Genomic DNA, 20548 nt, shown 5'->3' with positions numbered 1-20548 from the left:
CGCCGGCGCCCACGAGGCTGCCGGTGGAGCCCGCAATATCGACTGAATAAAGGAGACTGACATTATGAGCAAACCACTCGAAGGCATCAAGATCATCGACTTCACCCACGTCCAGGCCGGCCCCGCCTGCACCCAGCTGCTGGCCTGGTTCGGCGCCGACGTGATCAAGGTCGAGCGTCCCGGCGCGGGCGACGTCACGCGCTCGCAGCTGCGCGACATTCCCGGCGTCGACGCCCTGTATTTCACTATGCTGAACAGCAATAAACGGTCGCTGACGCTCGACACCAAGACGCCCGAAGGAAAGGAAATCCTGACCAAGCTGATCAAGGAGTCGGACGTGCTGGTCGAGAACTTCGGTCCGGGCGCGCTCGACCGCATGGGCTTTACCTGGGAGCACATCAAGGAACTGAACCCGGGCATGATCGTCGCGTCGGTGAAGGGCTTCAGCGACGGCCACCACTACGAGGACCTGAAGGTCTATGAAAACGTGGCGCAGTGCGCCGGCGGCGCTGCCTCGACCACCGGCTTCGACGACGGCCCACCGACCGTCAGCGCGGCCGCCCTGGGCGACAGCAATACCGGCATGCACCTGGCGATCGGCATCCTGACCGCCCTGCGTGCGCGCGACACCACCGGCAAGGGCCAGAAAGTGGCGGTGTCGATGCAGGACAGCGTGCTGAATCTGTGCCGTGTGAAATTGCGCGACCAGCAGCGCCTGGACCGGGTCGGCTACCTGGAAGAGTATCCGCAATACCCGCACGGCAAATTCTCCGACGTCGTGCCGCGTGGCGGCAATGCCGGCGGCGGCGGCCAGCCGGGCTGGGTGCTCAAGTGCAAGGGCTGGGAGACCGATCCCAACGCCTATATCTACTTCACCATCCAGGGCCATGCCTGGGCGCCGATCTGCAAGGCGATCGGCAAGGAAGAGTGGATCGACGACCCGGCCTACATGACCGCCATCGCGCGCCAGGACAAGATCTTCGACATTTTCGGGACGATCGAGGAATGGCTGAAGGACAAGACCAAGTTCGAGGCGGTCGACATCCTGCGCAAGTACGACATTCCCTGCTCGCCGGTGCTGTCGATGAAGGAGATCGCCGCCGATCCATCGCTGCGCGCCAGCGGCACGATCGCCGAGGTCGAGCACAAGGAGCGGGGCACCTACCTGACCGTGGGCAGCCCCATCAAGTTCTCGGACATGAAGGTCGAGATCAAGGGTTCGCCGCTGCTGGGCGAGCACACCGATGAGGTGCTGGAAGGCCTGGGCTACAGCACCAGGGAGATCGCGGCGCTGCACGAGAAGCGGGTGGTGTGACCACGGGCCTGGCTGGATAGGGTGGGATTCGGTGCGCGTCGGCGAGTTGCGACGCGCATCTTTTTTTATGGGGAGGCATGACCATGCAAGCCAACATCGATTTCCAACAACTGCTGCAGGCGCTGGGCGACGGCGTCGTCGTCTGTGATGCGAAAGGTAACATCACGTACTGGAACGCCGCGGCCACGCGCATCTTCGGCTTCAGCGAAAACGAGGCCATCGGGCAGTCGCTCGACCTGATCATCCCCGAGCGCCAGCGCCAGCGGCACTGGGGCGGCTATGACAAGACCATGGCCACCGGCCAGACGCGCTACGGCAGCGACATCCTGCGCGTGCCGGCGCTGCACAAGGAAGGTAAACCCCTGTCGATCGCGTTTACGGTGGCGCTATTGCATGGGCCGGGTGGGGAAGTGTCGGCGATCGTCGCCCTGGTGCGCGACGAGACCGAACGATGGAGTGAAGAACGCAAGCTGCGCGCGAGGTTGGCGCAGCTCGAGACGGCGCAGGCTTGACCGGATGGTGGGGCCTGCACCCCACGTGATCAGCCGGCGTCGCCACCCGGCGGCGGAGGCGGCATATGGTCGCGCCGGTGCTCCAGCAACGCTTCGATCACCATCGGATTGAGTCCCTCGCCCTCGGTCTCGTCGATGTGCGAGAACAGCCGGCTGCGCATGCGCGGCGCCCAGAAGCGCTGCAGGTGGTTGGCGATTTCGGTGCGGCCTTCCCGGGGATCCGGATAGGACGCGAAGAAGGTGCCGATCTGGTTGGCCATCGTGACCAGGTTGTCGATGTTCATGCGGATTCCATTGCGATGTTGGCGCCGTGGGCGTAGGCGACGAAGTCGTCGCCGCGGGCAAAGGCGACCAGGGTCAGCCCGCAACCGAGTGCGGTACGGACGGCGAGGGCGGTAGGGGCCGAAATGGCCACCATGGCGGCGATGCCGACGGTGGCGGCCTTCTGCACCATCTCGACGCTGGCGCGGCTGGTGATCAGGCAAAAGCCGTCGCTCAGGTCGGCCCCGGCCAGGTACAGGCCGCCGATCAGCTTGTCGAGCGCGTTGTGGCGGCCGACGTCCTCGAAGGCCGCGCGCGGCCTGCCGTCCCGGCCGCACCAGATGGCCGCATGGGTGGCGCCGGTGATGCGGTTGAGCGGCTGCTGGGCCCTGGCATCGAGCAGGGCGCGCCGGATCGCCGGGCCGGACAGCGCCCGCGTCGGCGCCAGCCAGGGAAGGGGCCGCACCACCTGGGCCAGGCTGTCGACGCCGCACAGGCCGCAGCCGGTACGGCCCGCCAGGCTGCGCCGCCGCTCCTTGAGACGCATGAAGGCGCCGGCGGCGAGGTCGATGTGGGCGGTGATGCCGCTTGCAGCGTGTTCGATCTCCACGCCATAGCATTCGGCGGGCGAGGCGACGATGCCTTCGCTCAGGGAGAAGCCGAGCGCAAACTCCTCGAGGTCGGCGGGCGTGGCCAGCATCACCGCGTGCGAGACGCCGTTGTACTCGAGCGCCACCGGTACTTCCTCGGCCAGCTCGTCCTGCGTGCCGCGCAACTGGCCGCCGTGCGTGCGGGCGACGGTCATGCAGGCGCTCGGGAAGTACTGGAAGGGCTCCTGCACCTTGGCGTGCGCATCCATGTCGAGGGCGTCCATCATGCGACCGGCTCCGCCAGGCCCAGCTGCATCTGGTTGAAGCGGGCATACTCGAGCTGCCAGTCCGACTGCTGCTGGACCGGCATCACCTGCACCGCCGTGACCTTGTATTCGGGGCAGTTGGTGGCCCAGTCGGAATTCTCGGTGGTGATGACGTTGGCGCCCGATTCGGGGAAGTGGAAGGTGGTGTAGACCACGCCCGGCTGCATGCGCTCGGTGATCATCGCCCGCAGCACGGTCTCGCCGGCGCGGCTGTGGATGCCGACCCACTGGCCGTCCTCGATGCCGCGCTCCTGGGCATCGTGCGGATGGATCTCGAGGCGGTCTTCGGCATGCCAGCGCACGTTCTCGGTGCGCCGCGTCTGCGCGCCGACGTTGTACTGCGACAGGATGCGGCCGGTGGTCAGGATCAGCGGATACTTGCGCGTCACCTTCTCGTCGGTGGCGACGTACTGGGTGATGATGAAGCGGCCCTTGCCGCGCACGAAGCCGTCGACGTGCATGGTCGGCGTGCCTTCCGGCGCCTCGTCGTTGCATGGCCACTGGATGCTGCCCAGTTCATCGAGGCGCCGGTAGCTGACGCCGCTGAAGGTCGGCGTCAGGCGCGCGATCTCGTCCATGATCTCGGACGGGTGGCGGTAGTTCATCGGATACCCCAGCCGGTTCGACAGCGCGACGGTGACTTCCCAGTCGGCATAGCCGGCCCGTGGCGGCATCACCTTGCGCACGCGCGAGATACGGCGTTCGGCATTGGTGAAGGTGCCGTCCTTTTCCAGGAACGAGGAACCGGGCAGCAGCACGTGGGCGTACTTGGCCGTCTCGTTCAGGAAGATGTCCTGCACCACGATGCACTCCATGGCTTCGAGCGCCGCGGTGACGTGCTGGGTGTTGGGGTCGGACTGGACGATGTCCTCGCCCTGGCAATACAGGCCCATGAAGCTGCCGTCGAGGGCGGCCTCGAACATGTTCGGGATGCGCAGCCCCGGCTCGGCCTGCAGCGGCACGCCCCAGGCCTGCTCGAACAGGGTGCGCACGGTGGTGTCCGAGACGTGGCGGTAGCCCGGCAGCTCGTGGGGGAAGGAGCCGATATCGCAGGAACCCTGCACATTGTTCTGTCCGCGCAGCGGATTGACGCCCACCCCGGCGCGGCCGACGTTGCCGGTGACCATGGCCAGGTTGGCGATGCCCATGACGGCGGTGGAACCCTGCGCGTGTTCGGTCACGCCGAGGCCGTAGAAGATCGCGCCGTTGCCGCCCAGCGCATACAGGCGGGCGGCGTCGCGCACCTGCTGCGCCGGCACGCCGGTGATCGCTTCCATCGCTTCCGGCGAATTCTCGGGCTGGGCGACGAAGGCGCGCCACTGCGCGAAGGCGCGCAGGTCGCAGCGCTCGGTGATGAAGTCGTTGGCCATCAGGCCTTCGGTCACGATCACGTGGGCCAGCGCGCTGATCATCGCGACGTTGGTGCCCGGCCGCAGCTGCAGGTGGTAATCGGCGCGGGTGTGCGGCGACTTGACCAGGTCGATGCGGCGCGGATCGATGACGATCAGGCGCGCGCCCTGGCGCAGGCGCTTCTTCATGCGCGAGGCGAACACCGGGTGGCCGTCGGTCGGATTGGCGCCGATGACCAGGATCACGTCGGCTTTTTCGACGGACTTGAAGGTCTGGGTGCCGGCCGATTCGCCCAGGGTCGTTTTCAGCCCGTAGCCGGTCGGGGAGTGGCACACGCGGGCGCAGGTGTCGACGTTGTTGTTGCCGAAGGCGGCGCGCACCAGCTTCTGCACCAGATAGCCTTCTTCGTTGGTGCAACGCGAAGAGACGATGCCGCCGATCGAATCCCTGCCGTGCTTGGCCTGGATGCGCTTGAACTCCGACGCCGCGTAGTCGAGGGCCTCGTCCCACGACACTTCCTTCCACGGGTCGGTGATCCTGGCGCGGATCATGGGTTTCAGGATGCGGTCCTTGTGGGTGGCATAGCCCCAGGCGAAGCGGCCCTTGACGCAGGCATGGCCCTCGTTGGCCTTGCCGTCCCGGTCCGGCACCATGCGCACCACCTCGTTGCCTTTCATTTCCGCCTTGAGCGAGCAACCGACGCCGCAATAGGCGCAGGTGGTGGTGATGCTGTGCTCGGCCTGGCCGAGCCAGATGACCGATTTCTCGGTGAGCGTGGCGGTGGGGCAGGCTTCGACGCAGGCGCCGCACGAGACGCACTCGGACTCCATGAACGCTTCGCTCTGGCCGGCGGAGACGCGGGAATCGAAGCCGCGGCCCGAGATGGTCAGTGCGAAGGTGCCTTGCGTCTCCTCGCAGGCGCGCACGCAGCGGTTGCACACGATGCACTTCGAGGAATCGAAGGTGAAATAGGGATTGCTCTCGTCCTTCTTGAGCTTGAGGTGGTTGGCGCCCTCGTAGCCGTAGCGCACTTCGCGCAGGCCGGTGACGCCGGCCATGTCCTGCAGCTCGCAATTGCCGTTGGCGGGGCAGGTGAGGCAGTCGAGCGGGTGGTCGGAAATGTACAGCTCCATCACGCCCTTGCGCACTTCCTGCAGCTTGGGCGTCTGGGTGCGCACCACCATGCCCGCCTCGGCCGGCGTGGTGCAGGAAGCAGGATAGCCGCGGCGGCCTTCGATCTCGACCAGGCACAGGCGGCAGGAGCCGAACGGCTCCAGGCTGTCGGTGGCGCACAGCTTGGGGATGTTGATGCTGTTCTCGGCCGCAGCGCGCATCAGCGAGGTGCCGGCCGGGACGGTGACCTGGACGCCGTCGATGGTCAGGGTGATCATCTCGGTGGCGACGTCGATGTCTTTCGCCGGTGTCCCGAAATCGCGGGTGAGGATGGTTTCGATCATTGCCTTCTCTCCTGGGCAGCCGTTCAGGCGGCCAATTCGTCGCCGGCCACCTGGCCGAAGTCTTGCGGGAAGTGGTTTAGCGCCGACAGCACCGGGTAAGGCGTCATGCCGCCCATCGCGCACAGCGAACCGTTGAGCATGGTGTCGCACAGGCTGCGCAGCAGGATCACCTGTTGCGGACGCTCGGCGCCGGCGCGGATCTTGTCGATCACCTCCACGCCGCGGGTGGAACCGATGCGGCAGGGCGTGCACTTGCCGCACGATTCGACGGCGCAGAATTCCATCGCATAGCGCGCCAGCTTCGCCATGTCGGCGCTGTCGTCGTGGACCACGATGCCGCCATGGCCCAGCACCGCCCACAAGGCGGCGAAGGCCTCGTAGTCGAGCGGGGTGTCCCACTGCGAGGCCGGCAGGTAGGCGCCCAGCGGGCCACCGACCTGCACCGCCTTGATCGGACGGCCGCTGGCGCTGCCGCCGCCGTAGTCATACAGGATCTCGCGCAGCGTGACGCCGAACGCCAGTTCGATCAGCCCGCCGTTCTTGATATTGCCGGCCAGTTGCACCGGCAGGGTGCCGCGCGAGCGGCCCATGCCGAAGTCCTGGTAGAACTGCGGCCCCTTGTCGAGGATGACCGGCACCGAGGCCAGCGACAGCACGTTGTTGATGACGGTCGGCTGGCCGAACAGGCCGGCCAGCGCGGGCAGGGGCGGCTTGGCGCGCACCACGCCGCGCTTGCCCTCGATGCTCTCGAGCAGGGCGGTTTCTTCGCCGCAGATGTAGGCGCCGGCGCCCTTGCGCACCTCCAGCTCGAAGGCGCGGCCGCTGCCGGCGACGTTCGCTCCGAGCAGGCCGGCGCACGTGGCCGTCTGGATCGCGTGATTCAGGGCGGCGATCGCATGCGGATACTCGCTGCGCACATAGATGAAGCCGCGGGTGGCGCCGACCGCGAGGCCGGCGATCGTCATGCCCTCGATCAGGACGAAGGGATCGCTTTCCATGACGATGCGGTCGGCGAAGGTGCCGGAGTCGCCTTCGTCGGCATTGCAGACGATGTATTTCTGGAAGCCGGGCGCCCGCAGCACCGTGTTCCACTTGATCCCGGTGGGGAAGGCGGCGCCGCCGCGTCCGCGCAGGCCGGAGGCGGTGACGGCGGCGACGATGTCGGCGCCCGTCATCGTCACGGCCTGGCGCAGGCCACGGTAGCCGCCGTGGGCTTCGTAGTCGCTGAGGGACAGCGGATCGGTGATGCCGCAGCGGGCGAAGGTCAGGCGGGTCTGGCGGGCCAGGTAGGGAATCTGCTCGACCAGGCCGAGCGACAGGCGGTGCGTGGATTGGCCGTCGTGGAAACCGGCATCGAACAGGGCGGCCACGTCGCTTTCGTCGACGTTGCCGAAGCCGATGCGCCCGTCCGGGGTCTCGACTTCGACCAGCGGTTCGAGGTACAGCAGGCCGCGCGTGCCGTTGCGCACAAGGTCGATGGCGATGCCGCGCCGTGCGGCCTCGCCACGGATCGCGCTGGCGACATCGTCGGCGCCCAGGGCCAGCGCGGCCGAATCGGCGGGAACATGGATACGCACGCTCATGCGACCTCCTCGGCCTTGGTGGCCACTTTCGCGATCAGCTTGTCGAAACGCGCCGACGTCACGCGGGCGTGGACGGCATCGTTGATCATGATGGCCGGCGCGGTGGCGCACTGGCCCAGGCAGTAGACGGGTTCCAGGGCGAAGCCGCCGTCGGCGGTATGCGCGTGCAGCGCGCAACCGAGCGCCTGACTGACGTGCGACAGCAGGGCGTCGCCCCCCATGCTCTGGCAGGCCTCGGCGCGGCAGACCTGCACCGTGCAGCGCGCCGGCGGCGTGGTCTTGTAGTAGTGGTAGAAGGTGATCACGCCATGGACCTCGGCGCGCGACAGGTTGAAGCTTTGCGCGAGTCCCTCGACCGCATCGGGCGGGATGAAGCCGAGCCGGTCCTGGATCGCGTGCAGCACCGGCAGCAGCAAGTCCTGGCCGAGCAGGCCATTGTGCGCATGAAGTGCGAGGATGTCGCCGATGACGCGGCGCGTGTCGGTGCTGTCTTGTTTCATGGTGTCTCCATCTCTGCCTTGCATATGTTTATCGGAACATATATAACGGCTTTTATTGACTGCTCAGGCCAGAGTAGCACCCGATTCACCGGTGTTCAATATGAAGGATTTTGCATATGATCAGAGTGGAGATACGGCCGGACTGGATCGTGCGCGATGCCTCCGGCGAACCGACCGCGCTGCCGGCGCTGCTCGGCCTGCTGCTCGCGGTGAGCGAACTCGGTTCGATCAGCAAGGCCGCCACCGCGCGCGGCATGTCCTACCGCCATGCCTGGGGCCTGTTGCAGCAGTTCTCGGCGCAGTTCGGTGTCGAGCTGGTTCATAAAGTGCGCGGGAAGGGCACGGTGCTGTCGCCGCTCGCCGAAAAGCTGATGTGGGCCGACCGCCGCATCCACGCCCGCCTGACTCCCACGCTCGATAGTCTCGCCTCGGAACTGCAGCAGGAACTGGCGCGGGTCCTGGTCGGCGACGCCCAGGTGTTGCGCCTGACCGCCTCGCACGGGTTCGCGGTGGCGGCGCTGGTGACGCAGTTGAATGAGCACGGCGTCACGGTCGACATCAATTACCGGGGCAGCAGCGACGCGGTGGCGGCGCTGGCGCGCGGCGAGTGCGACCTGGCGGGTTTTCATTTGCCGGTCGGCGAACTGGAAGGGGCGGCGGCCGCCAAGTACCGGCCCTGGCTCGACCCCGAGCGCCACGCGCTGCTGCACCTGGCGTATCGCATGCAGGGGCTGTTCGTGGCCAAGGGCAATCCGAAGGGCGTGACAAGCCTGGCCCACCTGGCGCGCCACGATCTGCGCTTCGTCAACCGCCAGAAGGGCTCGGGCACGCGGGTGCTGCTCGAACTGCTGCTGGCCGACCTTGGCGTCGACCCGGCCGTGATCAACCGTTCCGGCACCGCCGAATTCACGCATGCCGCGGTGGCGGCCTATGTCGCGAGCGGCATGGCCGACGTCGGCTTCGGCGTCGAAACGGCGGCGCGCCGCTTCGATCTCGACTTCATCCCTGTCATACGCGAGCGGTACTTCCTGGCCTGCGATGCGAGCGCACTGGACACGCCGCTCCTGAGGTCGGCGCAGGCGGCGATGGCGGGCGGCGCTTTCCGCGAGGTGCTGTCGGCGCTGCCCGGCTACGATGGCGCCCTGAGCGGCGAACGGCTCGATCTGCACTTCCTGTTCCAGGAGTAGAAGCGAAGCGCGGTATGATGCAGCCATGTCAACCAAGAGCATGGCGGCGGATGAACTGGATCGATGACTGGCGCGTGCGCCGTGAACTGCGGCGGTCACGCTATCGTGAACAGCTGGTGCAGCTTGCGCCGGCCTTGCACGCCTACTGGCAGCGTGTTGGACCGGAAGAATTTCCGGGCATGCCCACCGGACGCCTGTTCTTCCACCGGGCCGCTGTCGGACTGATGGAATTCTTCGACGCATCCGCACGGCGCGGCAAGCCGTGCGCACTGCCGTCGCTGGCCGCGGACTCGGTCTGGCATGCGTGGATGCGCTGGGATGCCGACGATCTCGCCCGCTTTTGCCGGCGCCATTTCGGCGCCACGATCGCGCATCTGCCGCAGTCGGCCCTTGACCGCTCAGCCCTGGCGCAGACGCTCGTCGGCTGCCGCGCGCTGGAAGGGCGGCCTTCCCACGGCCCCGGCCTGCCGCCGCTGTTCGCACTCGACGCCCGCCTGCACATGCCGAACGGCCACGGTTACTGGATCGAGCACGGCGACATCGTGTACCGGCGTCTCGATGCGGCGGGCAGCAGGCCGGGGCCGGCGCGCGTGCATCCCGATCTCGCGCTGCCGGCGCTGTTCGGTGCGGGCCTGGTCAGTGAAATGACCTACCTGGCGCTGATGTATAAGCCAGGGACGCAGGCGCATACTGCGGCGCAAAGCGGCGATGGCGGCATTGTCCTCTTCGATTCCGCTGGCGGCAGCGACAGTTGCGGCGATGGTGGAGGCGGGAGTGGCTGCGGCGGCGGTGGCGGCGACTAGACTCCGGCGCCGGTGAAAAAAGGGCCCGCGCGAGCGGGCCCTGGTCGTCGACGCATCATGCCGCGAGCGGCACGACGGTCAGCGCATTCAGACGAAATTCTTGTTCACGAATTCCCAGTTGGCGAGGTTCCAGAACGCTTCCAGGAACTTGGCGCGCGCATTGCGGTAGTCGATGTAGTAGGCGTGTTCCCAGACGTCGGCGGTCAGCAGCGGCACGTCGGCGGTCGTCAGCGGGGTGCCGGCGCCGGTGGTGTTGACGATGTCGACGCTGCCGTCGGCCTTTTGCACCAGCCAGGTCCAGCCCGAGCCGAAGTTGCCCAGTGCCGATTTGTTGAACTCTTCCTTGAACTTGTCGAACGAACCCCACTTGGCGTTGATCGCGTCCAGCGCCTTGCCGGTCGGCGCGCCGCCGCCGTTCGGGCTCAGGCAGTTCCAGAAGAAGGTGTGGTTCCAGACCTGGGCCGAGTTGTTGAACACGCCGCCGGTCGACTTCTTGATGATCTCTTCCAGGGACAGGTTCTCGAACTCGGTGCCCTTGATCATGTTGTTCAGGTTGGTCACATAGGTCTGGTGGTGCTTGCCGTGGTGGTATTCCAGGGTCTCGGCCGAGATGTGCGGTTGCAGGGCGTCCTTGGCATACGGCAGCGGCGGCAGGGTGTGTTCCATGTGTGCGTTCCTTAGTGGTTGGGAAAGGTTGCTGTTCTTATAGCGCCGTTATTCTACGCAATATGGCGCAACGGTGCAGGCTTGCTGTTTCTGCAGGCCCGGCAAGCGCTGGGGATTCACTCGAGGACGCTCTGGACCTGGGCCACGCCGACCTCGGCGCTGCCATTCGCCAGTCGCACCGTCAGCGTGTCGCGGGCGTGGATCTGGGCCGGGTCGCGCACGATCTGGCCCTTGCCGTCGCGCACGATGGCATAGCCGCGCTCCAGCGTGCGCTGCGGGTTCAGCAGCTCGAGCTGGGCCGCGAGGCCATTGAGCGCCTCGCGCCGCGCCTTGAGCTGGCTGCGCAGGCTCGCGTTCAGGTGGCGGCTGTCGGACGCCAGCCGGGCGCGCAAGGAGCCCATGTCGGGGCGGTGGCGCGACCAGCGCTGCTGCAGCTGCGCGAGCAGCAGGCCGTGGCGGTTCAGCGGCAGCTTGACCGCATGCGTCATGGCCGTGGCCAGCGACAGCAATTTGAGGCGCTGGTGGCCGATCTGGGCCGAGGGGCTGAGCAAGCGGCGGCTCAGGTTGTCGAGGCCCTGGCCGGCGTCGTGCAGGCGGCGTTCCATGGCGCGCTGCAGGTCGAGGGCGTCGCCTTCGAGCGAGGCGAGCCAGTCGGCGCGCGGCGTGGCGGCCAGTTCGGCGGCTGCCGTCGGCGTGGCGGCGCGCACGTCGGCGGCGAAGTCGGCGATGGTGACGTCGGTTTCGTGGCCGACGCCCGAGATCACGGGAATCGCGCAGGCGTCGATCGCGCGCGCCACGCATTCCTCGTTGAAGCTCCACAAGTCCTCGATCGAGCCGCCGCCGCGGCAGACCAGCAGGACGTCCACTTCCGCGCGGCGCGAGGCGGTCATGATGGCTTCGGCGATCTTGTCGGCCGCGAACTGGCCCTGGACCGGGGCAGGGTAGAGCACGATCCGCACGTGCGGGGCGCGCCGGCGCAGGGCGGTCAGCACGTCGCGCAGGGCGGCCGCCTGCGGGCTGGTGACGATGCCGATGCTGCGCGCGAACAGCGGCAGCGCGCGCTTGCGGTCGGCGTCGAACAAGCCTTGCGCGGCCAGCTTTTCCTTCAGGCGCAGGAACGCTTCGTAGAGCTGGCCCACGCCGGCGCGGCGGATCGCCTCGACATTGATCTGGTAGTCGCCGCGCGCGCCGTACAGGGTCACCAGGGCGCGCACCTCGACCTTGTCGCCTTCGCGCGGGATAAAGCCGGCCATCTGCGCGCGGCTGCGGAACATCACGGCGCGCACCTGCGCCGCATCGTCCTTCAGCGTGAAATACCAGTGGCCGGAGGCGGCGCGGGTGAAGTTGGAGATCTCGCCGCCGATCCACACCAGCGGGAACGAACGCTCCAGCAGGCGCGCCACTTGCTGGTTCAGGGCGGTGACGCTCAGGACGGCGGGGGCGGTGAAGGCTGGATCGGCGTCGTTCGGTGCTTGCATGGCGGGCTGGTGAAAATGGCGAAAACAATCATTATCCTCCATCGGCAAGCCTCGGGTGGTTCGGCGGCCGGGGCCATGATGGGCACGATGTTGCTGCTTTTCAATGCAATCTATTGAAATTCGTTGTTAATCAATGACTTATCGGTGGGGTAATGTCGTTTGAGAGCGATTTATCCACAAAAACTGTGGGGAACTCATCCGATCTGAGGGGGAGTGCGCAGCGATTGGGCAGGATAAGTAGAATTGTTACGAATCAATGACTTAAGTCCCTAGCCGGGAGCTTGATCACAAAGTTGTCCACAGAATCTGTGCAAACCTTTCGCGTGGGCCGGAGCTTGGCAGCGTGGTCGCCCGGCCCTTTGTCGCGCTGAAACTGCTGCAACCGCCGCTGCCTGCTTTTTGGGCGGCCTGATCTAATGCCAATTAAATCAAGCACTTAAGTGGTAAAGTTCGACCTTCCTCACATTCTTATCCACAAAAATTGTGCACATGGCGAATAATGTATGCACGGGCGTCTCTCAGGCCGAACAAACAAGGCAGAAACCGCCTTCAAGGCACAGTTTGTTGGCAAAAAATGCCATATGATAATATTTTAGGCAGTGATATTTTATTGAGGTAAATCAAAGGCTTACTGTCATAAATCGCTCATTGCTCACACTTTTGTCCACAAAAAGTGTGCGAAACCCCACATGACCGAAGACGAAGTACAGCCCGGTTTCGCTGCCCGGAATTTAGGCTCAACAATTTAAGCCCGAGAAATCAGTCACTTAGCTGAGTCCGGCTACCCTTGCGCACAATTTTGTCCACAGAATTTGTTCGCAACTACAGCATCCCAGTGGGCAAATACCCAGGCCAGGGTTCGGTTGAGGCAAGTCATGAGGCTGCCATTTTCTTGCGCAGGCTCAGAAAGCCCTTACAAATCAAGGTACTTGTTCCACCTCGCGGTCATTGCGCACAATTTTATCCACAGAAGTTGTGAAGAACTCTACTTGCCGCTTTGCTGCCAACTTGCTACATTGCCGAATTGATTTTTTTCCTCTCAGGAGTATCTCTTGCTCGCCATTTTTCAAGCCGCCGGCTGGCCCATCTGGTTCCTGCTGGTCGCGTCGATCGTCGCCGTCGCCCTCATCGTCGAACGCCTGATCACCCTGCGCCGCGAGAAGATCCTGCCCGCAACCTGCTCGATGAAGTCATCCGCGTCTACCGCAGCGGCAAGGTGACGCCCGACGTGGTGGATAAGCTGGAACAGAACTCGCCTCTCGGCGCCGTGCTGGCCGCGGCGCTGCGCAACGTCGATGCCCCGCGCGACGTGATGAAGGAATCGATCGAGGAGGCCGGCCGCGGCGTCGCCCACAACCTGGAACGCTTCCTCACCACGCTCGGCACCATCGCCTCGCTGGCGCCGCTGATGGGCCTGTTCGGCACGATCGTCGGCATGATCGAGATCTTCGGCGCCGCCAGCCCGACCGGCGGCAACAACCCGGCTCAGCTGGCGCACGGCATCTCGGTCGCGCTGTACAACACCGGCTTCGGCATCGCGATCGCGATGCCGGCCCTGGTGTTCTATCGCCACTTCCGCAACCTGGTCGACACCTATGTCGTCGACATGGAACTGCAGGCGGTGAAGCTGGTCGACGTCGTCCACGGGGCACGCAAATGATGGACTTTCGCCGCGGCCGCAAGCGCGAGGAACCGGAGATCAACCTGATCCCGTTCATCGACGTGCTGCTGGTGATCCTGATCTTCCTGATGGTCTCGACCACCTACAGCAAGTTCACCGAGCTGCAGATCACCCTGCCGACGGCCGAGGCCGAGAAGCAGGCGGACAAGCCCTTCGAGATCAATGTGACGGTCGATGCCAAGGGCAACTACACGGTCAACAATACGCCGGTGGCCTTTACCAGCGTGGCCAGCCTGGCCCAGGACATGAAAAACGCCGCGCGCACGCCCGGCGGCCAGGTGGTGGCCAGCCCGGTGATCATCGTCAACGCCGACCAGTTCGCGATGCACCAGATGGTGATCAACGTGCTGGAAGCGGCGCGCGTGGCCGGCTACGACAAGCTGACCTTCGCGGCCCAGACCGGCGCCGCCAAATAATTCCCGAGGCGCGCGTAGGCTGCGCGCCGTTTTTCTTCCTGCATGGCTTCCCGACTCGAATCGACCCTGACCCGCGCCTGGCTCCGGCGCGGGCCCCTGGCCTTGCTGCTCCTGCCGCTGGCGCTGCTGTTTCGCCTGCTGGCCGGCCTGCGCCGGCTGCTGTTTTGCACCGGCCTGAAAAAGGCCGAGCGCCTGCCGGTGCCGGTCATCGTGGTCGGCAATATCTTCATCGGCGGCACCGGCAAGACGCCGTTGACGATCTGGCTGGTTGAAAGCCTGCGCGCGGCGGGCCTCAATCCCGGCGTGATCTCGCGCGGCCATGGCGGCCAGGAAGGCGCGGCCCTGGAGGTCACCCCGCAGTCCGATCCGCGCGCGGTGGGCGACGAGCCGCTGCTGATCGCGGCCCGCGCCGGGTGCCCGGTCGTGGTCGGACGCCGCCGCGTGGAGGCGGGAAGAAAGCTGCTGGCGGCGCATCCCGGGGTCGACGTGCTGATCGCCGACGACGGCCTGCAGCACTACGCCCTGGCGCGCGACGTCGAGATCGTCCTGTTCGACGGTCGCGGCGTCGGCAACGGCTGGCTGCTGCCGGCCGGCCCCTTGCGCGAGCCGCCTTCGCGCCGGCGCGACTTCACGGTGGTAAACTCGCCCGCGATCTCCCCAGGCCTGGCGCGCGCGGTCGGTGGGCAGCCGTGGCGCATGCACCTGGCGGGAGAATTCGCCGAGCCGCTCCAGGGCGGCCAGCGGGTGCCGCTGGCCCGGCTGGGAGATCGACGCATCGTGGCCGCCGCCGGCATCGGCAATCCGGGACGCTTCTTCGCCATGCTGCGCGCGGCCGGCCTGACGGTCGGCGAGCTGCCCTTGCCCGACCATCACGACTTCATGGACGAGCCGTTTGACGGCGTCGATGCCGATGTCATCCTGATCACCGAGAAGGATGCAGTAAAATGTCGGCAAATTGATCATCTGAAGAACGATCCACGCCTGTGGGTCGTGCCGGTCACGGCGCAGCTCGACCTGCGCCTGGCCGAACAAATCGTGGAGAAATGTCGTGGACGCTCGCTTGCTTGATATCCTGGTCTGCCCGTTGTGCAAGGGACCGCTTGAACTCGACAAAAAGGCGCAGGAGCTGACCTGCCGCGCCGACCGCCTGGCCTATCCGATCCGCGACGGCATCCCGATCATGTGGGCCGACCAGGCGCGCAAGATCGAACCCGCCTGAGCAGGGCGGGCTGAACGACATGAGCTTTACCGTCATCATCCCGGCGCGCCTGGCGTCGACCCGCCTGCCGAACAAGCCGCTGGCCGACCTGGGCGGCAAGCCCATGGTGGTGCGCGTGGCCGAACGCGCGCGCGCATCCGGCGCGACGCGCATCATCGTCGCCACCGACCATGAAGACATCGCCGCCGCCTGCGCCGCCCATGGCGTGAGCGCGGTGCTCACCCGCGCCGACCACCCGTCCGGCACCGACCGCATCGCCGAAGTGGCGCAGGTGCTGGGCCTGGGCGCGCACGAAGTCGTGGTCAACCTGCAGGGCGACGAGCCGCTGATCGATCCATCGTTGCTCGCGGCCTGCGCCGCCCGCATCGACGCCAACACGCCGATGGCCACCTGCGCGCATCCGATCCAAGACGCCATCGACGTCTTCAACCCGAACATCGTCAAGGTCGTGCTCGACAAGCTCGGCCGCGCGCTGTACTTCTCGCGCGCCACCATTCCCTGGCATCGCGACGCCTTCGCGGCCAGCCACGACTCCCTGCCGCTGGCGCAGTTCGCAGGACATCCGCCGCTGCGCCATATCGGCCTCTACGCCTACAGCAACGCCTTCCTGCAAGCCTATCCGAAGCTGGACGTATCGCCGCTCGAGTCGATCGAGGCGCTCGAACAGCTGCGCGTGCTGTGGCACGGCTACCCGATCGCCGTGCATGTCACGCAAGAGGCGCCGCACGGCGGCGTGGACACGCCGGACGACCTCGCGCGGGTCCGCCTGCATTATCCGTCTTGATGACAACCGCTGAGTAAAGATGGGGCCATCTGCGCGGGATCAATAATCTGGTCGCGGGCCCCCAAAACTGGCTTGAAAGCCAACTTTTGTGGTAACTTCCGTGTCAAGAAGGCTTGGCAACAGCAAACATAATTTATACAATCCGCAGCAATTTTCATTATTTTCTAGAATCTCAGGAAACTCATGCGTCTCATTCTGTTAGGAGCACCCGGCGCCGGTAAGGGCACCCAGGCAAACTTCATCAAGGAAAAGTTCAACATCCCGCAAATCTCGACCGGCGACATGCTGCGCGCCGCGATCAAGGCGGGCACCGAACTGGGTCTGGCTGCGAAGAAGGTGATGGATGCCGGCCAACTGGTGTCGGACGACATCATCATCGGCCTGGTGAAGGAGCGCCTGAAGGATGCGGACTGCGCCAACGGCTATCTGTTCGACGGCTTCCCGCGCACCATCGCCCAGGCCGAGGCGATGAAGGACAGCGGCGTCACCATCGACTACGTGCTCGAGATCGACGTTCCTGACGAAATGATCCTCGACCGCATGACCGGCCGCCGCTCGCACCCGGCCTCGGGCCGCGTGTACCACGTCAAGTTCAACCCGCCAAAGGTCGAAGGCGTCGACGACGTCACCGGCGAGCCGCTGATCCAGCGCGACGACGACAAGGCCGAGACCGTGTCGAAGCGCCTGGAGGTGTATCACAACCAGACCGAAGTGCTGCTGGGCTACTACGGCAAGTGGGCCGAGTCGGGCCTGCCGGGCGCGCCGAAATACCGCAAGATCTCGGGCGTCGGCCCGGTCGAGCAGGTGCGCGACAACGCGTTCGCCGCGCTGTCCGAATAAGCGCAGCAACCCAAAGCAGGTTGGCAGTAAAAGTCGTTCCCGCGCAGGCGGGAACCCAGGTTTCCACGTGTCGCGATGACGCAGGCAACTTGAGTTCCCGCCCCCGCGGGAACGGCGTTTTTGGGCGCGGTTGCTTGTCGGCTTGACCTGCATGCCTCCTTGATTATGTGAGAAATTGTTTCTCGTGCGCCGTGCGCACGTTGACAAGACGATAATAGGTCATCGATCAAGTCAAGAGAGAGGTCTGCCATGAATACGCCGAAAACCATCCTTGCCGTCCTGCTCGCCGCCACCGCCATCGGCGCTGGCGCCCAGACCACCGGCACCACCCAGGGCCAACCGGCCACCGGCGCAACTTATCGCCCCTCGCTCGACGGCCAGCAGGCCACGGCGCCGGCCCCGACGATCGACATGCGTCCCATGACCCAGGAAGAAAAAGCCACCGGCCGCCAGGAGCCGTCGCGCCTGAAGGACATCGATCCCGCCACCCACCCGGCGCCGCAGAACGTGCGTCCGCAGCCGTCGCCGGTAACGATGCCGCGTCCGCAGGATAGCCAGGCGGTGCCGCCGAGCGCGCGCATCACGCCGGCGCCGGCCACCGCGCCGGCCCCGGTCGGCCCGAGCGCGCGTCCGGTCAGCGCCTGCACCGGCGCCACCTGCACCGACGCCAGCGGCGCCACCACGGCCGGCCAGGTCGGCAACGCCAGCGTCAACAGCGAAGGCCGCCTGTGCAACCGCACCGGCAATACGATGCAATGCTTCTGAATTCCTGAGCGGCGACAGGGTGGTTCCACTGAAAAGTTCGCTACAATGCCGATTGACGTTAACGTAAACGTTAATAAGCAGCACCAGAACTTTTATAAAGGGACATCACCATGCACATCCAGAACAACGTCTTCATCGTCACCGGCGGCGCCTCGGGCCTGGGCGCGGCCACCGCGCGCATGCTGGCGGAGAGCGGCGCGAAAGTCGTGATCGCCGACGTCCAGGAAGAGGCCGGCCGCGCGCTGGCGGCTGAACTTGGCGGCCAGTTCGTCCGCTGCGACGTCACCCAGGAGGCGGACGGCAAGGCCACCGTCGCGGCCGCCGTGGCGCTCGGCACCCTGCGTGGCCTGGTCAACTGCGCCGGCGTGGCGCCGGCCGTCAAGACCGTCGGCAAGGATGGTCCGCATCCGCTGGACGTGTTCCAGCGCGCCGTCAACATCAACCTGGTGGGCACTTTCAATATGGCGCGCCTGGCGGCCGAGGCGATGAGCCACACGCCCGAGTCCGATTTCGGCGAGCGCGGCATCATCATCAACACCGCCTCGGTCGCGGCCTACGACGGCCAGATGGGGCAGGCGGCTTACGGGTCATCCAAGGCGGCCGTGGCCGGCCTGACCCTGCCGATGGCGCGCGACCTGGCGCGCAACGGCATCCGCGTGATGACCATCGCGCCGGGCATCTTCGAGACCCCGATGCTGATGAACATGCCGCAGGAAGTGCGCGATTCGCTGGGCAAGATGGTGCCGTTCCCGCCGCGCCTCGGCATGCCGAAGGAGTATGCCCACCTGGCCAAGGCCATCATCGAGAACGTGATGCTCAACGGCGAAACGATCCGCCTGGACGGCGCGATCCGCATGCAGCCGAAGTAAAGTTCTTGTCCTGAAAGCAAGCAGGCGCGACATGAGGTAGCATGTCTGCGGTCTCGGGCGCGCTGCCGCTGTCGTGCGGCGGCGCGCCCGTCTGCTTTTGGGAGAATCGTTTGAAACAACTCAGCTCGCTCGCACTCGGCCTGGCCCTGGCCGGAGTCCTTACCCACCCTGTCCTGGCCCAGGATTCGCTGCAGGCCGCGCCCGAAGCGGCCAGCGGCTATGCCGAAAAGACCGGCTGGCCGGCGCAGAAATACATGGTGGCCGCGGCCAATCCGCTGGCGGTGGACGCCGGCTACCAGATCCTGCGCCGCGGCGGCAGCGCGATCGACGCGGCGATCGCCACGCAACTGGTGCTGACCCTGGTCGAGCCGCAATCGTCGGGCATCGGCGGCGGCGCCTTCATGGTGCATTACGACGGCAGGCAGACCCAGGCCTTCGACGGCCGCGAGACCGCGCCCGCCAGGGCCGACGAGCACCTGTTCGAACGCCCGGACGGCACCCCGCTGTCGCGCACCGAAGGCGTGGTCGGCGGCCGTTCGGTCGGCGCCCCGGGCGTGCTGCGCATGCTCGAAATGGCGCACCGCCAGCATGGCAAGCTGCCCTGGAAGGCCTTGTTCGAGCCGGCGATCCTGTTGTCCGAGCAGGGCTTCGCGGTCAGCCCGCGCATGCACAAGATGCTGGCCGGCGAGACCCACCTGCGCAAGGATCCGGTGGCGGCCGCCTACTTCTACGACAGGAATGGCGAGGCCTGGCCGGTCGGCCATGTGCTGAAGAACCCGGCCCTGGCCAGGACCCTGCGCGAGATCGCCGACGGCGGCGCCGACGTCTTCTATACCGGTCGCATCGCGCGCGACATCGCGGCCAAGGTCGCCAGCCACCCGACCAATCCCGGCCTCCTGAGCGCCAGGGACATCGCCGACTACCGGCCCAAGGTGCGCACGCCGGTGTGCAGCGACTACCGCCAGTACACCGTGTGCGGCATGCCGCCGCCGTCGTCGGGCGGGATCGCCGTGGCCCAGATGCTGGGCATGTTCGAGACCTTCGACATGAAGGCGCTGGCCCCGAAGGACGGCGTGCCCGGGGCCGAGGCCGTGCACGTGTTCTCGGAAGTGGGCCGCCTGGCCTATGCCGACCGCAACCGCTACGCGGCCGACACCGACTTCGTGCCGCTGCCGGGCCGTGGCATCCCGAGCCTGATCGACAAGGCTTACCTGAAAGCGCGCGCGAGCCTGGTCGGCGCCCGCTCGATGGGCGAGGCGAAGGCCGGCACGCCGCCGGGGATGGAAGTCGCCTGGGGCACGGACAACGCGATCGAGACGCCGTCGACCTCGCACCTGTCGGTGGTCGACGCCGAGGGCCGCGGCCTGGCCATGACGACCACCATCGAGGATGCGTTCGGTTCGCGCCAGATGGTGGACGGCTTCATGCTCAACAACCAGCTGACCGATTTCTCGTTCAGCGCGCGTGACGCCGACGGCCCGGTGGCGAACCGGGTCGAGGCCAACAAGCGGCCGCGCAGCGCCATGTCGCCCACCATCGTGTTCGAGAAGGACAGCGGCAAGCTGGTGCTCACCGTCGGCTCGCCGGGCGGCCCGGCCATCATCAACTACGTGGCCAAGGTGCTGGTCGGGACCCTGGACTGGGGCCTGAACGTGCAGCAGGCGATCGCGCTGCCCAATTTCGGCAGCCGCAACGGACCCACCGAGCTGGAACGCGGGCGCTTCCCGCCAGCCACGCAAGACCTGCTGCGCGCGCGCGGCCATGCGATCCGGGTCAGCGACCAGACCTCGGGCCTGCACGGCATCGAGCGGATCCGGGTGCACGGGGTGCCGATGTGGTTCGGCGGCGCCGACCCGCGCCGCGAGGGTATCGCCAAAGGCGACTGAAAATCGGCCGGGAAGCCACAACTGAAGACAATTTGTTGCGCTCCCGGCCCCATATTTGCC

General features: G+C 66.3%; 19 protein-coding genes and 1 pseudogene. 13 read left to right on the top strand and 7 right to left on the bottom strand.

The window, feature by feature from the left end; all coding sequences use genetic code 11:
- Nucleotides 1-64: 64 nt before the first annotated feature.
- Together frc and DIR46_RS05910 are read left to right on the top strand one after the other, a co-directional pair.
- Nucleotides 65-1315, top strand: a complete 1251-nt coding sequence (frc, locus tag DIR46_RS05915) for a formyl-CoA transferase (protein ID WP_109344401.1) — start codon at nucleotides 65-67, stop codon at nucleotides 1313-1315.
- Nucleotides 1316-1398: 83 nt separating this feature from the next.
- On the top strand, nucleotides 1399-1827 hold the full coding sequence (locus tag DIR46_RS05910) for a PAS domain-containing protein (RefSeq protein ID WP_109344400.1): 429 nt from the start codon (nucleotides 1399-1401) through the stop codon (nucleotides 1825-1827).
- Between the two features lie 29 nt (nucleotides 1828-1856).
- On the opposite strand, the gene DIR46_RS05905 is transcribed toward DIR46_RS05910, so the two are convergent.
- The 5 genes from DIR46_RS05905 to DIR46_RS05885 are packed head-to-tail and all read right to left on the bottom strand — an operon-like array spanning nucleotide 1857 to nucleotide 7894.
- Nucleotides 1857-2111: a formate dehydrogenase subunit delta gene (locus tag DIR46_RS05905; protein WP_109344399.1), complete on the bottom strand. Its 255-nt coding sequence runs from the start codon at nucleotides 2109-2111 to the stop codon at nucleotides 1857-1859.
- Entirely contained in the window at nucleotides 2108-2965 is an 858-nt protein-coding gene (gene fdhD / locus DIR46_RS05900) for a formate dehydrogenase accessory sulfurtransferase FdhD (protein ID WP_205289082.1), read from the bottom strand. Before fdhD ends, DIR46_RS05905 begins: the two co-directional genes overlap by 4 nt.
- Nucleotides 2962-5811, bottom strand: a complete 2850-nt coding sequence (fdhF, locus tag DIR46_RS05895) for a formate dehydrogenase subunit alpha (protein ID WP_109344398.1) — start codon at nucleotides 5809-5811, stop codon at nucleotides 2962-2964. The genes fdhD and fdhF overlap by 4 nt, the downstream gene beginning before the upstream one ends.
- A 23-nt stretch (nucleotides 5812-5834) precedes the next feature.
- Entirely contained in the window at nucleotides 5835-7394 is a 1560-nt protein-coding gene (locus tag DIR46_RS05890) for a formate dehydrogenase beta subunit (protein ID WP_109344397.1), read from the bottom strand.
- Nucleotides 7391-7894, bottom strand: a complete 504-nt coding sequence (locus tag DIR46_RS05885) for a formate dehydrogenase subunit gamma (protein WP_109344396.1) — start codon at nucleotides 7892-7894, stop codon at nucleotides 7391-7393. Before DIR46_RS05885 ends, DIR46_RS05890 begins: the two co-directional genes overlap by 4 nt.
- Nucleotides 7895-8010: 116 nt before the next feature.
- On the opposite strand from DIR46_RS05885, the gene DIR46_RS05880 reads away from it, so the two are divergent.
- Nucleotides 8011-9081: a substrate-binding domain-containing protein gene (locus DIR46_RS05880; protein ID WP_109344395.1), complete on the top strand. Its 1071-nt coding sequence runs from the start codon at nucleotides 8011-8013 to the stop codon at nucleotides 9079-9081.
- Between the two features lie 50 nt (nucleotides 9082-9131).
- Complete coding sequence (locus tag DIR46_RS05875) at nucleotides 9132-9884, top strand: UCP032817 domain-containing protein (RefSeq protein WP_109344394.1); 753 nt, start codon at nucleotides 9132-9134, stop codon at nucleotides 9882-9884.
- 87 nt (nucleotides 9885-9971) lie between these two features.
- On the opposite strand, the gene DIR46_RS05870 is transcribed toward DIR46_RS05875, so the two are convergent.
- Both DIR46_RS05870 and xseA read right to left on the bottom strand, forming a co-directional pair.
- Nucleotides 9972-10550: a superoxide dismutase gene (locus DIR46_RS05870; protein ID WP_109344393.1), complete on the bottom strand. Its 579-nt coding sequence runs from the start codon at nucleotides 10548-10550 to the stop codon at nucleotides 9972-9974.
- Nucleotides 10551-10666: 116 nt separating this feature from the next.
- Nucleotides 10667-12028: an exodeoxyribonuclease VII large subunit gene (gene xseA / locus DIR46_RS05865; RefSeq protein ID WP_109344392.1), complete on the bottom strand. Its 1362-nt coding sequence runs from the start codon at nucleotides 12026-12028 to the stop codon at nucleotides 10667-10669.
- Between the two features lie 1052 nt (nucleotides 12029-13080).
- Here xseA and DIR46_RS05860 point away from each other — a divergent pair.
- The 9 genes and pseudogenes from DIR46_RS05860 to ggt all read left to right on the top strand — a co-directional run bounded on the left by DIR46_RS05860 (nucleotide 13081) and on the right by ggt (nucleotide 20488).
- Nucleotides 13081-13688: pseudogene (locus DIR46_RS05860) on the top strand (MotA/TolQ/ExbB proton channel family protein).
- Entirely contained in the window at nucleotides 13688-14125 is a 438-nt protein-coding gene (locus DIR46_RS05855; protein WP_205289139.1) for an ExbD/TolR family protein, read from the top strand. Before DIR46_RS05860 ends, DIR46_RS05855 begins: the two are co-directional and overlap by 1 nt.
- A 42-nt stretch (nucleotides 14126-14167) precedes the next feature.
- Nucleotides 14168-15193 carry a tetraacyldisaccharide 4'-kinase gene (gene lpxK, locus DIR46_RS05850; RefSeq protein ID WP_109344390.1) on the top strand — a complete coding sequence of 342 codons (1026 nt, stop codon included), beginning with the start codon at nucleotides 14168-14170 and terminating at the stop codon, nucleotides 15191-15193.
- Complete coding sequence (locus tag DIR46_RS05845) at nucleotides 15174-15344, top strand: Trm112 family protein (RefSeq protein ID WP_005669111.1); 171 nt, start codon at nucleotides 15174-15176, stop codon at nucleotides 15342-15344. Before lpxK ends, DIR46_RS05845 begins: the two co-directional genes overlap by 20 nt.
- Before the next feature lie 19 nt (nucleotides 15345-15363).
- Complete coding sequence (kdsB, locus tag DIR46_RS05840; RefSeq protein ID WP_109344389.1) at nucleotides 15364-16128, top strand: 3-deoxy-manno-octulosonate cytidylyltransferase; 765 nt, start codon at nucleotides 15364-15366, stop codon at nucleotides 16126-16128.
- Nucleotides 16129-16311: 183 nt separating this feature from the next.
- Nucleotides 16312-16968, top strand: a complete 657-nt coding sequence (gene adk / locus DIR46_RS05835; protein ID WP_109344388.1) for an adenylate kinase — start codon at nucleotides 16312-16314, stop codon at nucleotides 16966-16968.
- A gap of 249 nt (nucleotides 16969-17217) precedes the next feature.
- Nucleotides 17218-17733 (top strand): hypothetical protein, encoded by a 516-nt coding sequence (locus tag DIR46_RS26475; RefSeq protein ID WP_162819441.1) that lies wholly within the window; start codon nucleotides 17218-17220, stop codon nucleotides 17731-17733.
- Nucleotides 17734-17843: 110 nt separating this feature from the next.
- Complete coding sequence (locus DIR46_RS05825; protein ID WP_109344387.1) at nucleotides 17844-18602, top strand: 3-hydroxyacyl-CoA dehydrogenase; 759 nt, start codon at nucleotides 17844-17846, stop codon at nucleotides 18600-18602.
- A gap of 41 nt (nucleotides 18603-18643) precedes the next feature.
- Nucleotides 18644-20488: a gamma-glutamyltransferase gene (gene ggt, locus DIR46_RS05820; RefSeq protein WP_109344386.1), complete on the top strand. Its 1845-nt coding sequence runs from the start codon at nucleotides 18644-18646 to the stop codon at nucleotides 20486-20488.
- The last annotated feature ends 60 nt before the right edge of the window (nucleotides 20489-20548 follow it).

The organism is Massilia oculi (assembly GCF_003143515.1).
Classification (GTDB): domain Bacteria; phylum Pseudomonadota; class Gammaproteobacteria; order Burkholderiales; family Burkholderiaceae_D; genus Telluria; species Telluria oculi.
This window is presented reverse-complemented; position numbering and strand designations above follow the sequence as displayed.

Bases quoted from the DNA above. Each gene is read 5' to 3' on its own strand.
- frc (WP_109344401.1), top strand. From the start codon at position 65: ATGAGCAAACCACTCGAAGGCATCAAGATCATCGACTTCACCCACGTC.
- DIR46_RS05910 (WP_109344400.1), top strand. From the start codon at position 1,399: ATGCAAGCCAACATCGATTTCCAACAACTGCTGCAGGCGCTGGGCGAC.
- DIR46_RS05905 (WP_109344399.1), bottom strand. From the start codon at position 2,111: ATGAACATCGACAACCTGGTCACGATGGCCAACCAGATCGGCACCTTC.
- fdhD (WP_205289082.1), bottom strand. From the start codon at position 2,965: ATGATGGACGCCCTCGACATGGATGCGCACGCCAAGGTGCAGGAGCCC.
- fdhF (WP_109344398.1), bottom strand. From the start codon at position 5,811: ATGATCGAAACCATCCTCACCCGCGATTTCGGGACACCGGCGAAAGAC.
- DIR46_RS05890 (WP_109344397.1), bottom strand. From the start codon at position 7,394: ATGAGCGTGCGTATCCATGTTCCCGCCGATTCGGCCGCGCTGGCCCTG.
- DIR46_RS05885 (WP_109344396.1), bottom strand. From the start codon at position 7,894: ATGAAACAAGACAGCACCGACACGCGCCGCGTCATCGGCGACATCCTC.
- DIR46_RS05880 (WP_109344395.1), top strand. From the start codon at position 8,011: ATGATCAGAGTGGAGATACGGCCGGACTGGATCGTGCGCGATGCCTCC.
- DIR46_RS05875 (WP_109344394.1), top strand. From the start codon at position 9,132: ATGAACTGGATCGATGACTGGCGCGTGCGCCGTGAACTGCGGCGGTCA.
- DIR46_RS05870 (WP_109344393.1), bottom strand. From the start codon at position 10,550: ATGGAACACACCCTGCCGCCGCTGCCGTATGCCAAGGACGCCCTGCAA.
- xseA (WP_109344392.1), bottom strand. From the start codon at position 12,028: ATGCAAGCACCGAACGACGCCGATCCAGCCTTCACCGCCCCCGCCGTC.
- DIR46_RS05855 (WP_205289139.1), top strand. From the start codon at position 13,688: ATGGACTTTCGCCGCGGCCGCAAGCGCGAGGAACCGGAGATCAACCTG.
- lpxK (WP_109344390.1), top strand. From the start codon at position 14,168: ATGGCTTCCCGACTCGAATCGACCCTGACCCGCGCCTGGCTCCGGCGC.
- kdsB (WP_109344389.1), top strand. From the start codon at position 15,364: ATGAGCTTTACCGTCATCATCCCGGCGCGCCTGGCGTCGACCCGCCTG.
- adk (WP_109344388.1), top strand. From the start codon at position 16,312: ATGCGTCTCATTCTGTTAGGAGCACCCGGCGCCGGTAAGGGCACCCAG.
- DIR46_RS26475 (WP_162819441.1), top strand. From the start codon at position 17,218: ATGAATACGCCGAAAACCATCCTTGCCGTCCTGCTCGCCGCCACCGCC.
- DIR46_RS05825 (WP_109344387.1), top strand. From the start codon at position 17,844: ATGCACATCCAGAACAACGTCTTCATCGTCACCGGCGGCGCCTCGGGC.
- ggt (WP_109344386.1), top strand. From the start codon at position 18,644: ATGTCTGCGGTCTCGGGCGCGCTGCCGCTGTCGTGCGGCGGCGCGCCC.